General features: G+C 32.2%; 14 protein-coding genes. 5 read left to right on the plus strand and 9 right to left on the minus strand.

Going from position 1 to position 13,887, the window contains the following annotated elements:
- Positions 1-20: 20 nt before the first annotated feature.
- The gene (locus tag ACFFGL_RS01835; protein ID WP_309727324.1) at positions 21-638 is read right to left on the minus strand and encodes a LysE family translocator; all 618 of its coding nucleotides are present in this window, start codon (positions 636-638) and stop codon (positions 21-23) included.
- Positions 639-640: 2 nt separating this feature from the next.
- Complete coding sequence (locus ACFFGL_RS01840; protein ID WP_309727325.1) at positions 641-1,660, minus strand: quinone-dependent dihydroorotate dehydrogenase; 1,020 nt, start codon at positions 1,658-1,660, stop codon at positions 641-643.
- Between the two features lie 107 nt (positions 1,661-1,767).
- Here ACFFGL_RS01840 and pepT point away from each other — a divergent pair, with 107 nt between their 5' ends.
- On the plus strand, positions 1,768-3,009 hold the full coding sequence (pepT, locus tag ACFFGL_RS01845; protein WP_309727326.1) for a peptidase T: 1,242 nt from the start codon (positions 1,768-1,770) through the stop codon (positions 3,007-3,009).
- A gap of 207 nt (positions 3,010-3,216) precedes the next feature.
- Positions 3,217-3,810, plus strand: a complete 594-nt coding sequence (locus tag ACFFGL_RS01850) for a YdeI/OmpD-associated family protein (RefSeq protein ID WP_309727327.1) — start codon at positions 3,217-3,219, stop codon at positions 3,808-3,810.
- 149 nt (positions 3,811-3,959) lie between these two features.
- Here the strand turns inward: ACFFGL_RS01850 and yajC are convergent, their stop codons facing one another.
- The 4 genes from yajC to ACFFGL_RS01870 form a co-directional block, all read right to left on the minus strand.
- Complete coding sequence (gene yajC, locus ACFFGL_RS01855) at positions 3,960-4,262, minus strand: preprotein translocase subunit YajC (RefSeq protein ID WP_309727328.1); 303 nt, start codon at positions 4,260-4,262, stop codon at positions 3,960-3,962.
- A 7-nt stretch (positions 4,263-4,269) separates the two neighbouring features.
- Positions 4,270-4,752 (minus strand): DUF1573 domain-containing protein, encoded by a 483-nt coding sequence (locus tag ACFFGL_RS01860; protein ID WP_309727329.1) that lies wholly within the window; start codon positions 4,750-4,752, stop codon positions 4,270-4,272.
- Between the two features lie 64 nt (positions 4,753-4,816).
- Positions 4,817-5,758: a transcription antitermination factor NusB gene (nusB, locus tag ACFFGL_RS01865; protein WP_309727330.1), complete on the minus strand. Its 942-nt coding sequence runs from the start codon at positions 5,756-5,758 to the stop codon at positions 4,817-4,819.
- 92 nt (positions 5,759-5,850) lie between these two features.
- Positions 5,851-6,951, minus strand: a complete 1,101-nt coding sequence (locus ACFFGL_RS01870; protein WP_309727331.1) for a Glu/Leu/Phe/Val family dehydrogenase — start codon at positions 6,949-6,951, stop codon at positions 5,851-5,853.
- 128 nt (positions 6,952-7,079) lie between these two features.
- Between ACFFGL_RS01870 and ACFFGL_RS01875 the strand changes: the two genes are divergently transcribed.
- Together ACFFGL_RS01875 and ACFFGL_RS01880 are read left to right on the plus strand one after the other, a co-directional pair.
- Positions 7,080-8,837, plus strand: coding sequence for an ABC transporter ATP-binding protein (locus ACFFGL_RS01875; RefSeq protein ID WP_309727332.1), 1,758 nt, complete (start codon positions 7,080-7,082; stop codon positions 8,835-8,837).
- A gap of 73 nt (positions 8,838-8,910) precedes the next feature.
- A complete protein-coding gene (locus tag ACFFGL_RS01880) occupies positions 8,911-9,288 on the plus strand; it encodes a PUR family DNA/RNA-binding protein (RefSeq protein WP_309727333.1) in 378 nt (125 codons plus the stop codon).
- Between the two features lie 69 nt (positions 9,289-9,357).
- Here ACFFGL_RS01880 and ACFFGL_RS01885 read toward each other — a convergent pair whose 3' ends face one another.
- Together ACFFGL_RS01885 and ACFFGL_RS01890 are read right to left on the minus strand one after the other, a co-directional pair.
- Positions 9,358-11,226 carry a T9SS type A sorting domain-containing protein gene (locus tag ACFFGL_RS01885; RefSeq protein WP_309727334.1) on the minus strand — a complete coding sequence of 623 codons (1,869 nt, stop codon included), beginning with the start codon at positions 11,224-11,226 and terminating at the stop codon, positions 9,358-9,360.
- A gap of 74 nt (positions 11,227-11,300) precedes the next feature.
- On the minus strand, positions 11,301-11,633 hold the full coding sequence (locus ACFFGL_RS01890; protein WP_309727335.1) for a tRNA-binding protein: 333 nt from the start codon (positions 11,631-11,633) through the stop codon (positions 11,301-11,303).
- Positions 11,634-11,694: 61 nt separating this feature from the next.
- Between ACFFGL_RS01890 and ACFFGL_RS01895 the strand changes: the two genes are divergently transcribed.
- Entirely contained in the window at positions 11,695-12,255 is a 561-nt protein-coding gene (locus tag ACFFGL_RS01895; RefSeq protein WP_309727336.1) for a thioredoxin family protein, read from the plus strand.
- Between the two features lie 101 nt (positions 12,256-12,356).
- Here the strand turns inward: ACFFGL_RS01895 and ACFFGL_RS01900 are convergent, their stop codons facing one another.
- Complete coding sequence (locus ACFFGL_RS01900; RefSeq protein WP_309727337.1) at positions 12,357-13,817, minus strand: aminoacyl-histidine dipeptidase; 1,461 nt, start codon at positions 13,815-13,817, stop codon at positions 12,357-12,359.
- Between the last annotated feature and the right edge of the window lie 70 nt (positions 13,818-13,887).

Below are 13,887 nucleotides of genomic sequence, written 5' to 3' on the forward strand. Positions count from 1 at the left end.
TATGATGGTGTAAAAGCTTTTTAAATCAATATAAAAAGTGCAATTCCTATAAAGACGAAGATTTGCAACCATTTTAAAAATCTTCCAGAATGTGGGTGTTTTTCGATATATTTTTTTAACGATCCTGCTAATAAAGCGATGCTTCCAAAAACAACAAACGAAGCTAAAATAAAAATTCCGCCTAAAATGAAAAACTGAAGTGTCTCAGATAAATTTTCATTAAATAAAAATCCGGGGAAAAGTGCTAAAAAAAATAAAGATACTTTGGGGTTTAGCACATTCATAATAAAACCTTGTCGGAATAATTTTGAATGAGATTTCGCTTCTAAATTTTCATCGTTTAACTTAATAGCATCTGAAGATTTAAAAACTTTATAGGCTAAAAACAATAAGTAACACGCACCAAAAATTTTTAAAATGGTAAAAAGTGTTTCGTTTTTTACGATTAATAACGAAACTCCAAAGGCAACTAAAGAAGTATGAATTAAACAACCTGTCATTAAACCAGCGACTACCGCTAACGCAGGTTTTTTACCGAAACGAATACTTTGCACTAATACAAAAATATTATCGGGGCCAGGAGAAATTGCCAAAGCAAAAACCGCTAGAGTAAATGATATTAAAATTTCAACATTCAAAATTATTTTTCCAGAATCGCTTGATTAATTTCTTTAATCAATTTTGGACCTTCATAAATAAATCCTGTATAAAGCTGAACTAAACTCGCACCGGCTTCTAACTTTTCTAAGGCATCTTTAGCTGAATGAATTCCGCCAACTCCAATTATCGGGAAAGCATGATTACTTTTTTCAGCTAAAAAACGAATCACTTCTGTGGAACGTTTAGTTAAAGGTTTTCCGCTTAAACCGCCAATTTCGTTTTTATTTTCAGATTGTAAACCTTCTCGAGAAATGGTGGTATTTGTAGCAATAACGCCGGCAATTTTCGTTTGGTTTACGATTTCGATAATATCCAATAATTGTTCATCGGTTAAATCGGGAGCTATTTTTAAGAGAATAGGTTTTACTTTTTTCTTTTTCGCGTTTAAATCTTGTAAGGTTTGTAATAATTCGGTAAGTGGTTTTTTATCTTGTAAAGCGCGCAAATTTGGCGTGTTTGGTGAACTTACATTTACCACAAAATAATCTACATAAGGAAATAAAGCTTCAAAGCAAATTTTGTAATCTTCTACAGCTTTTTCGTTTGGCGTAACTTTATTTTTTCCAATATTTCCCCCAATTAAAACTTCTCCATTATTTTTCTTTAAGCGTTCAACTGCCGCTTCTACTCCACCATTATTAAAGCCCATTCGGTTAATAATTGCTTCATCTTCTTTTAAGCGAAATAATCTTTTTTTAGGATTCCCGGATTGTGCTTTTGGAGTTAACGTTCCTATTTCTATAAAACCAAAACCTAATGCTGAAAGTTCTTTGTAGAGTTTTGCATCTTTATCGAAACCAGCGGCTAAACCCACAGGATTTTTAAATTTTAATCCGAATACTTCTCGTTCTAATTTTTTATTTTCTACTTGATATTTTTTCTTTAAAACTTTTAAAACACCCGGCGTTTTAATGGCTTTTTGAAGAAATGAAAACGTAAAATAATGAACTTTTTCCGGATCGAATTTAAAAAGTACTTTCCGAATAAGAGATTTATACATGGTTTTGTAGTTTCAGCAAAAGTACTTCAAAATAAAAAAACCTCCCACTTTATTAGAAAGACTTTGTAACTGCTTTTGTTATGTGTATTTTTGAAAAAAATATTAAAATGATCGACAAAAAACATATTATCGATAGATTTACAAGTTATGTAACTATCGATACCGAAAGTGACCCAAAAAGTGAGAGCACACCAAGTACAGAAAAACAATGGGATTTAGCCAATAAACTCGCTGAAGAATTAAAAGAATTAGGACTGAAAGACGTTAGTATTGATAAACACGCTTATGTTATGGCGACTATCCCTTCTAACGTTCCGCATAAAGTTCCAACTATTGGTTTTGTTTCGCATTTTGATACTTCGCCAGATTATACCGGAAAAAATGTAAATCCACAAATTGTAGAAAACTACGACGGAAAAGACATCATTTTAAACAAAGAAAAAAATATTGTACTCTCTCCAGATTATTTTGAAGATTTGCTTCAATATAAAGGGCAAACGCTAATCACCACAGATGGAACCACGTTATTAGGAGCTGATGACAAAGCAGGAATCACCGAAATTGTTTCCGCAGCAGAATATCTTATGCAACATCCTGAAATTAAACACGGTGATATTAGAATTTGCTTTACACCCGATGAAGAAATTGGTCGTGGCGCACATAAATTTGACGTGAAAAAATTTGGAGCAGAATGGGCTTACACGATGGACGGAAGCCAAATCGGAGAATTGGAATATGAAAATTTTAATGCCGCGTCTGCCGATATTAAAGTACACGGAAAAATTGTTCATCCAGGTTATGCCAAAGGAAAAATGGTGAATAGTATGTATATCGCGCAAGATTTCATTAATTCCTTACCAAGATTTGAAACACCCGAACATACCGAAGATCGACAAGGTTTTTTCCACTTAACTCAAATTGAAGGAAAAGTTGAGGAGACAAACATGCATTACATTATTCGCGACCACGATAAAGAACATTTTGAAGCCCGTAAAAAAGTAATGCTCGATTTAGCGGCAGAAATTAACGGCCAACACGAAAAAGAAGTTATTGAAATTGAAATAAAAGATCAATACTTTAATATGCGTGAAAAAGTAGAACCGATGATGCATATTGTAGCCATTGCCGAAGAAGCCATGAAATCAATTAACGTGAAACCAAATATTAAACCAATTCGTGGAGGCACCGACGGTTCGCAACTTTCGTATATGGGTTTACCTTGCCCAAATATTTTTGCTGGCGGTCATAACTTTCACGGGCGTTATGAATATGTTCCCGTAGAAAGTATGATTAAAGCTACAGAAGTAATCGTTAAAATTGCAGAGCTCACTGCAAAAAAATATGCTTAACATGTTGTGAGCGGCTTTTCGTGCTGTTCGCTTATAGTTATATTTTTAAAAAAATAAAAAAAGTAAAGGTTGGCAGGAGCTTCTTTTAGTCGCTCTACCAACCTTATTTTTTTAGGATTTTTTCTCTATATAAGCTATCGCTACCATCACGGCCGCAAAAAATTCTATGAGAAAAAATGTATCTTTATTTAATGAAATATAAAACTGATGACTGCAAAAAAAGTTGAAGATTTTATAGAAAAACATTCCCATTGGAAAAATGAACTTTCTCAATTACGAACTTTCTTAAATTCATTTCCCGAATTCGAGGAAACTGTAAAATGGGGCGCGCCAACTTATACTGTAAACAAAAAAAATGTGATTGGCTTAGGAGCATTTAAAAATCATTATGCATTATGGTTTTTTAACGGATCGTTATTAAAAAAGAACACTGAATTATTAGTAAATACTCAAGAAGGAAAAACAAAAGCCTTGCGACAAATTCGGTTTAATAAAGATGAAAAACCTAAGCTAGATACCTTAAAGAAATATATTGAAGAAGCTATTCAATTACAACTTGACGGAAAGAAAGTAGAAATAAATAAATCTAAACCACTTAACATTCCTCCGGAATTAATACAAAAGTTAAAAGAAGATCGTGAAACAAAACTTGCTTTTGAAAAGTTAACCAAAGGAAAGCAGCGAGAATTTGCAGATTATATTTCCGAAGCGAAATGCGACATTACAAAACAGAAAAGATTAGAAAAAATAATTCCGCTTATAAAAAATGGAGTTGGTTTAAATGATAAGTATAGAAAGTAAAATATCTCGAGGCAAACCCACGGAGACATTCGTTAGGAACAAATATTCAATTTCGAGCTAAGCCTCGGAATATTAAAACCTTTGGCCGTTACTAATAAAAAAGGATCTCAAAATTGAGATCCTTTTTTATTGACTGAAAAAATAAATACTTATTTTTTTTCTTCTTTTTTTGGAGCGTTAAGTTGTTTACTTAATTCTAAGGAAATAGAACTTTTATCGAAAGTGATTTTTCCAGCTCCGGTTTCCAAAATAACCGCGTTTAGCTTTTCGCTAAAATCAATAATTTTGCCGTGCATTCCACTTTTTGTAACAACCTTGTCTCCTTTTTTCAAGTCTGCTGCAAACTTTTTTTCTTCTTTTTGTTTTTTCATTTGTGGTCTAATCATAAAGAAATAGAACACTAGAAATAACAATAAAAAAGGCAACAAACCTGTGATTCCTTCTAAACTCATAAATTAATTACTGTACTGGGTTTCCTGAAGCAGCTTTAGCTTGTGGCTCAACAAATGCTTTAATTTTAATCATTTCTTGTCCAGATTCAGTATTAGCTGTAATTCTTACAGTTTTCATTTGGTTGTTTGGCTTTCCTTTAGAGTTGAATTTTACAGTCATCTCTCCTTTTTCACCTGGAGCAATTTCTTCTCCTTTTGGCCAAGATGGTACTGTACAACCACAGCTTCCTTTTGCATTTGTAATCACTAAAGGAGCGTCTCCAGTGTTAGTAAACGAAAAAGTGTGTTCTACAACATCTCCTTCTTGAATTGTACCGAAATCATGCATTTCTTCTTCAAATGTCATTTTAGCAAATTCATCAGATTTTGCATCACGCTCTGCTACTTCTTTTGCATTTTCTTCATCCACTTTTTCTGAAGCGTTGTTGTCTTTACAAGAAGTAAATACCATAGCCGCAACAGCAGCTAACATTAATAATCCTTTTTTCATTTCTACGGTTTTAATTGTTTGTAATTATATTTTTCGATCGCTAAAAATAAGAAAAATTCATTTATTACATTAATCCTCGTCCAATTTTATTCAATTTTTCTTGTTCTTTATATTCTTTAGAAAGTTTATCTAAAATTCCATTAATAAAAATACTACTTTTTGGCGTGCTGTATTCTTTAGCTATTTCTAAATATTCGTTAATTGTAACTTTTACGGGAATTGAAGGGAATTTAAGAAATTCACATACCGCCATTCTAAGTAAAACCGAGTCTATTTCTGCAATTCGGTCTTTATCCCAATTGGGTGTTTTTCCGGTAATGTCTTCTTCGTAACGGTCTTGATTTAGTAAAGTTTTCTTTAATAACTCTGAAGCAAACTCTTTATCTTCTATATTTTTGAAAAGTTTAGGAATAAAAATACTTTCATCTGAAGCTTTTAATTTTTTCAATAATTTTAAAAGTGTAGTATTTACAATAGGCAAATCGTCTAACCAGGTAAGTTTTTTGTCTTCTAAATACTCGTAAAGTTTATCGTTTGGAGCAATTATATTTTTAAAAATATCGATTATAAAATCTTTGTCTTCTTTAAAGGTGGAATCGCGGGTTTCCAAATAATTTTTATAGATTTCACTTTCCTGAATTTCCTTCCAAATTATTTGTACGTATTCATCATCTTTTTTCCAATGATTTAGTTTTCGGTCTTCTAATAAATTTGATAGTTTGTCACTATTTTCTATTAATTGAATAACGCGATTTTCAACAAATTTAAGATTCGGATTTTTGTCTTCTTCCGTAGCTAGTATTTTTTGTTGGGATTTTTCTAAGAAATCTTGAGCATTGTTTTTAATTTCTATAAACAAGGAAAGATTCAATAAAAAGAGATTGTACATCTCTTCCATACTTTTTTGTAGAAATTTTTCTTCAGCTTGCAGGTTTTCATTTTTCGATTGCTCAAATGCGTATAAACTCTGCATTACTTTTACTCTGATATGTCTTCGTGTTAACATAGCTTTTTTTGAAAGAACATTTTTAAAATAAAGAGGGCGAAAATTTAATTTCGCCCTGCAAAAATATGATTTTATTTACGGAAAGTGAATGCTTATTTGTTTTCTTTTTTACGAGCATCGATTCTTCCTTGTGCAATTTTTAAAGCTGCTTGATGTGTGGTAATTTCATCACGTTCTGCAGCGGTTAAAATTTCTAAAGTCGTATCGTAAATATTTTCGGTTTTACGCATAGTTTCTTTTTTATCGTAACCTTCTAATTCTGCGTAAACATTTATAATTCCACCAGCGTTTATTAAAAAATCTGGTGCGTAAACAATTCCTTTTTCTTTTAATAATTGACCGTGCGTAATTTCATGAGCTAATTGATTATTCGCTGCTCCAGCAACAACTTTTGCACGTAAACGGCTTATAGTTTCATCATTAATGGTTGCTCCAAGCGCGCAAGGAGCATAAATATCTACATCTTCAGCATAAATATCATTACCTTGATAAATGGTAGCGCCATATTTTTTGCTTACTTCTTCTAAACGTTCTTGATTAATATCGCTGATAATAACCTTTCCTCCTTCTTTAGCAATATATTCAACTAAGGTTTCACCTACGTGGCCAATTCCTTGAACCATCACTTTTTTTCCTTCTAATTTATCTGAACCAAATTTGAATTTAGAAGCTGCTTTCATTCCCATATAAACACCGTAAGCTGTTACAGGAGAAGGATTCCCAGAACCACCTTTACTTTCTGAAATGCCGGTTACGTGTTTGGTAACTTCGCGAACGGTATCCATATCGGCAGTTTCCATTCCTACATCTTCCGCGGTAATATATTTTCCGCTAAGCGAATCTACGAATTTCCCAAATCTACGCATTAATTCAGGTGTTTTTTGGGTTTTCGCATCGCCAATTATAACTGCTTTTCCACCGCCTAAATTAAGTCCGGTAATTGCACTTTTAAAGGTCATTCCACGCGATAAGCGTAAAACATCATTTAACGCTTCCCATTCGGTTTGGTAATTCCACATCCTGGTTCCACCTAGCGCAGGTCCTAAAACTGTGTTATGAATCCCGATTATTGCTTTTAATCCTGTATCTTTGTCGTTGCAAAAAACCACTTGTTCGTGGTCATCAAATGAAAGTTGCCCAAAAACCGGTGCGGCTTTGTGAAGTTCATTTGCATTTAAAATTTCAGCAGTCATAAGCTGTGATGTTTTATGATTAAATTATTCTCAAAATTTTACGCAAAAATAATGAATATTTAAATTATATATTCATTCTGGGATGTTAAAATGAGAATTCATCAATTATTTTACGTAGCTATAGTTTAATGAAAGAATTACAACACCTCAATAAATATTTTTTAAAATACAAAGGCCGTTTATTTGTTGGTCTAATTATTACCGTAGCAGCGAGGATTTTTGCGCTCTATGTTCCACAATTTATTGGGGATTCTACCAATATTATTGAACAGTATATTAACGGTGAAGTCACAAGTATTCCGGCAGTTAGATCAGAATTAATCACCAATATTTTGCTAATTCTCGGCGCGACATTAATGTCGGCTTTTCTTACTTTTTTAATGCGGCAGACGTTTATTGTGGTTTCCCGCTATATTGAATTTCATCTGAAAAATGAAGTTTTTGAACAATACCAAAATTTATCACTGAATTTTTATAAAAAAAATAGAACCGGTGATTTAATGAACCGAATTAGCGAAGATGTCTCGAAAGTGAGAATGTATGCGGGACCAGCTTTAATGTACAGTGTACAAACCATTACTCTTTTTGTAGTAGTTTTAACGTATATGATAAGTAAGGCACCGCTACTTACGCTTTATACCGTCGCACCACTTCCAATTTTATCATTCGCCATTTATAAATTAAGTAGAGCAATAAACCAAAGAAGTACCATTGTTCAACAATATCTTTCTCGATTAAGTACCTTTACCCAAGAAAGCTTTAGCGGAATTTCGGTAATTAAAAGTTACGGACTTGAACAGCAAATTAATAAAGATTTTGTAGGACTTTCGAATACTAGCAAAGAGAAAAATATCGATTTGGTGAAAGTTCAGGCTTTCTTTTTTCCGCTGATGGTTTTATTAATAGGATTAAGTAATATTCTGGTAATTTATATTGGAGGAAAACGATTTATTGAAGGTGAAATTGAAAACGTAGGAACCATTGTAGAATTCCTTTTATACGTGAATATGCTTACGTGGCCGGTGGCAACGGTAGGTTGGGTTGCAGATATGGTTCAACGAGCGGAAGCTTCTCAAAAACGTATCAATGAATTTTTACAAGAAAAACCAGAAATTACAAATCCTACTGAAAATGACACGCCGGTAAAAGGAGAAATAAAATTCAAAAACGTCACCTTTACTTACGACGATACCAATATTATCGCGTTAAAAAATATTTCATTTGAAATAAATCCCGGGGAAACCTTAGCAATTATTGGGAAAACCGGTTCAGGAAAATCCACTATTTTAGAATTAATCGGCAGATTATACGATGTTTCTGAAGGAACCATATTTATAGACAACAAACCGATTACAGCATATAATCTTAAACAATTGCGGCAAGCAACAGGTTATGTTCCGCAAGATGCGTTTCTTTTTAGCGATTCTATTAAAAATAATATAAAATTTGGAAAAGAAGAAGCTAGTGATGAAGAAGTTATGGAAGCTGCTAAAAACGCTGCAGTTCATAAAAATATTGTAGGTTTCAGCAAAGGTTATGATACCATTTTAGGCGAACGCGGAATTACGCTTTCCGGTGGACAAAAACAGCGTGTTTCTATCGCGAGAGCAATTATTAAAGATCCTAATATTTTACTTTTTGATGATTGTCTTTCTGCTGTAGATACCGAAACAGAAGAAGAAATTTTAAGCAATCTTCATAAAATCTCGAAAGATAAAACTACAATTATTGTTAGTCACCGGGTTTCTTCAGCAAAAAATGCAGATAAAATTATTGTGTTAGAAGATGGCGAAATTATTCAGCAAGGCACTCATAATCAACTCACAAATAAAAAAGGCTATTATCAAGAATTGTATTTAAAGCAATTGAGTGAAAAAGAAAGTTGATTTTTTTTGGCAGATGTTAATTTTTTTAAGATTTTTGACAAAAGTAAAAACGTAACACTAATATCTTTCGACTATGAGCGATAAAGGAACGATGCAGCGAGAAGAAATATTTTCTAAAGTTTTAAGAGCCGGAAGGCGTACATATTTCTTTGATGTAAGAGCCACTAAAGCTGATGATTATTACTTAACGATTACGGAAAGTAAAAAATTCACCAACGAAGACGGATCTTTCTACTACAAAAAACACAAAATTTACCTTTACAAAGAAGATTTTGCTGGTTTTGAAGAAATCTTAAAAGAAATGACCGATTATATTATCGACGAAAAAGGCGAAGAAGTTATAAGTGAACGTCACCAAAAAGACTTTAAAAAAGAATACGAAACCGTATCTGAAAATGGTAGCGAAACCTCAACTGATGATTTTACAGATGTAAGTTTCGATGATATTTAAAATATTAATTTTATTATAAATTAAAAAATCTCGCTATTAAGGCGAGATTTTTTTTATCTATATTTCTGTTTACTTTTTAATAATTCTTTGCTGCTTAATTAGTTCGTTCTTTTCATTTATAATTTTTATAAAATAAATACCTGATTCTATTTTAGAAATATCAATCATTACATTATTGTCTTGATTAATATTTTGATCCATTATTTCTCTTCCTTTTAAATCATATATATAGGCTGTAGAATTGTTTAGTAGTTTAAATTGTGAAGAAATATTTATAACATTATTACTGGGTACTGGGAAAATCCTAACTTTATTATTAAAATCTTCATTTTCTAAATTAAGCTTTTCTGGTTTTGCAAAAATAGAACAATACTCATCCAAATTTAATGATATGTTTTGACTGAACATATCCTCAAGGTTAATTATCCCTTGATTAATAAACATTCCTTTAAAATAAGGAGTTTCAATGTAAGAGTTTATTTCGTCTTTTACATCTGTTACCAAGTTTGAGCAGGTTTCATTTTGAATTCCAGTAAGAGAATAAAAATTTAAATTCTGTCCCCCATTAGTGTCATTAAAAACCATTCCTACAAAATTTATTTTGTCAGTATTTTCATTATAAACTAATGATTTAGGTTTATAAAAATATTGATATAAATTTAAATCATCATTAGGATCCAAATAGGTAATTGGTTTTACCATATAATCATAATCTATATCTAATAATTTATTCTTTTGATTTATATTTTCAAAAACTAACAAGTCATAATTACCAGTTGTACTACTCATATCTAGTTTTATCAAAAACTGATGGACATAATTTGAAATTGCCATTTTGTTATTATCGTAAAAAATATTACCCGATAAAAGAATAGAATTGTCATTCATTGAGTACCAATCTATTCCATTCACTAAATTAATCGCAGCGCAACATCTATACATGTAACCAAATGGAAGTATAACCTCTCTTGAAAGTTTGCGATCCCCACTATGCCCATCTAAAACTAATATATTAATCCAATTTTCAACTTCTCTAGTAACTATATAGAATTCATTTGTTATAGAATTATACAATGCCTGATTGGCATAATTATCATAACGTGATAAACCTAAATTTTGAAACTCATAGCTTTTAGGACCTCCCATATCCTCCCAAATAGATTGCCCATTAGTAAAAATGAGATCCATTGCTGCAATAGATTCACTATCTTTCGTAGAGGTGCCGCTACCAGAAATGAAATATAATTCACCGCGCGGATGATTTTCTGCTTTAATAATATGATTAAAAGAGTTATGATAGTTAAAATTTAAATTATTATTGATGTTTTCCGTATCATAATTCTTTGTCCAAATTTCTTCAAGATTTTTATCAACACTAAATACATATGCTGTTTTTCTTTGTTCTTTAGCTGTAGGACCGTCAAACACTTTACTTCCTACCACGATGTAACCACTACTAGTAGTTTCAATATCAAAACCAAAAACACTTGTATCATTCTGCCCATGATAAAAATCAAAATCATGAATACTCCCATCGTTTGGATTCAATCTTAATATAAAAATATGCTTATAAGTATTGTTTGAGGGCTGAACAACAGAACCTGTTACAACAATTAATTCCTTGCCATTCCCATCAGAATCGTAATCAATTGTTACTGAGCCTGCAAAAGCCTGTATTCCACCGCTATTAAATGTGTTTGACCAAACAAGATTTCCATTATTATCAATCATTTTAACTAAGACTTCAGTATAACCAAGTGTTGTATTTGCATTATCCGAAACTGTACTTACAATAACAGAATTATTTCCATAACTCTCAATAGATGGTTGCATCATATAGTCATAGTTGCTACTAATTGTTTTTACCAAAGATTGCGAATAAGAATTACTTGTTATAAAAAAAATTGAAAACAATACGATAAAAATAGTTTTTTTCATAATAATATAATTTTAGTTAATAAATTTAACTAAATATACACATAAAAACACATTTAATCCGTATTATTGTTTTTTTATCCAATTCTTAAACCATTTTCAATCTTTGCTTCCGGTTGAATTATTGTTATATCTCCCCCGTTTACCGCTCCTAAAACTAAGCATTCACTCATTATATTTGCAATTTGTTTCTTCGGAAAATTCACCACCGCAATTACTTGTTTTCCTAATAAATTTTCTTTTTGATAACGTTTTGTGAGTTGTGCTGACGTTTTTTTAATTCCTATTTCTTCGCCAAAATCTAAGTGCATTTTATACGCTGGATTTTTAACTTCAGGGAAATCTTCAACCTCTATAATAGTTGCGACACGCATTTCAATTTTCTGAAAATCTTTCCAATTAATTTCCATAATATTTTTAGCCGAAAAATACGTGAAAAATCATTAATTTACCTCTTCAAATAAAATAATTATGTCATTAACAACTTCCAAAGATTTACCGTTAGGAACCAAAGCTCCATCATTTGAATTAGTTGATGTGGTTAGAAATAATCGCTATAGCTTAAATAAACTTAAAGGAGAAAAAGGAACAATAATTATGTTTATTTGCAACCATTGTCCGTTTGTAAAACACGTACAAGAAGAAATTGTACGACTAGCGAATGATTATCGAATTTTGGGTTTTGGTTTTATAGCAATTTCCAGCAATGACATCGAAAAATATCCTGAAGACCAACCTGCAATGATGTGGAAAGTTGCCCAAAAATATAATTATACATTTCCTTATTTATTTGATGCAACGCAACAAGTAGCAAAAGATTACCAAGCCGTTTGCACGCCAGACTTTTTTGTTTTTGATGAAGAGTTAAAACTAGTTTATCACGGACAATTAGATGATTCCAGACCAAAAAACGGAATTCCTGTTACCGGAAGAAGCATTCGCGAAACCTTAGATGCGATTTTAAATAATCGCAAAATTCCAGAAGAGCAAAAACCAAGTATTGGTTGTAATATTAAATGGAAAGAAGAATAAAAAAAGCTGTTTGAAAAGTAGAAGAAAACCTCATTCTGAATTTATTTGAGGTGTATGAAAATAGACTTTTCAAACAGCCATTTTTTCGGAATAAAACCCGATTATTTCTTTGGAATATTCTTTAGCACTTCTAAAAAGAATTTCCAAAATTTCTGCATTGAAGAAATACTGGCACGTTCATCTGGAGAATGCGCTCCGCGAATAGTTGGTCCAAATGAAATCATATCGAGATTTGGGTAGTGACTTCCTATAATTCCGCATTCTAAACCAGCGTGACAAGCAGCAACATCGGCCTTCTCTCCTATTTGTTTTTCATACAATTCGTCTAAAACTTTTAAAATAGCTGAATCTGGATTTGGCGCCCAACCCGGGTATTCACCTGAAAAATTCACTTTAAAGCCGGCAAGTTCAAATCCTGCGCGTAATGAATTTGCTAAATCCCATTTGTTAGATTCAACTGAAGATCGTGTTAAACAAGAAATTTCAACCGTTCCGTTTTCTAGACTGACTTTTGCAATGTTATTAGAAGTTTCTACCAAACCTTCAATATCTGGACTCATTCTATAAACTCCATTATGCGTAACATACAATGCATTTAAAACCTCTTTTTGCGCAGATGCTTCCATTACTTTTTTCGGCATAGAAATTTCTTCCGCAGCAATATGTATATTCTCTTCTAATGATTTGTATTCGGTTTTAATAGCTTCCGCTAAATCGTTAAGCGTTTTTTGAAATGCTTCAACTCCTGCTTCAGCAACTACAACTTCAGCCACGCTTTCTCTAGGAATCGCGTTTCGTAAACCACCACCGTGAATATTAGCAATTTGTATGTCGATTTGCTCTTGTAATCCGTATAAAATTCGGTTCATTAATTTATTAGCGTTGCCCAAACCTTTAATGATATCCATTCCCGAATGTCCACCATTTAAACCTTTTACCGCAATTTTATAAGCTTTTGAATTTTCTTTCGGCGTTTCTTCAGTATAATTTTTGGTGGCTGTTAAATCTACACCGCCGGCACAACCGATACCAATTTCATCATCTTCTTCGGTATCTAAATTTAAAAGAATTTGTCCGTCGAGTACGTTTTCGTCTAATTTTTTTGCTCCGGTCATTCCCGTTTCTTCATCGATGGTGAAAAGTGCTTCAATAGCCGGGTGCTCAATTTCTTTACTTTCTAAAACCGCCATCATTGTAGCAACTCCTAACCCATTATCGGCACCTAAAGTTGTTCCTTTTGCACGAACCCAATCGCCATCGACATGCATTTCTATTCCTTGGGAAGAAAAATCGAAATCGGTGTCATTATTTTTTTGATGAACCATATCTAAATGTGATTGCAACACAATTGTTTGGCGATCTTCATAACCTGAAGTTGCAGGTTTTTTTATAATTACATTTCCTGCGCTGTCTTCTATGGTTTCCAATCCTAATTTTTTACCGAAATCTTTCATAAATGCAATCACGCGTTCTTCTTTTTTTGAAGGGCGCGGAACCGCATTTAAATCGGCAAATTTATTCCATACTTGACTTGGTTCTAAATTTCTTATTTCTTGATTCATTTTTTATTTTTTAAAGTTTTTTAACCTGAATTTACTACAGAGTTTCATTCATTTTAGTGTAATTCTGAGT

The organism is Mesonia maritima, assembly GCF_042433895.1.
GTDB lineage: Bacteria > Bacteroidota > Bacteroidia > Flavobacteriales > Flavobacteriaceae > Mesonia > Mesonia maritima.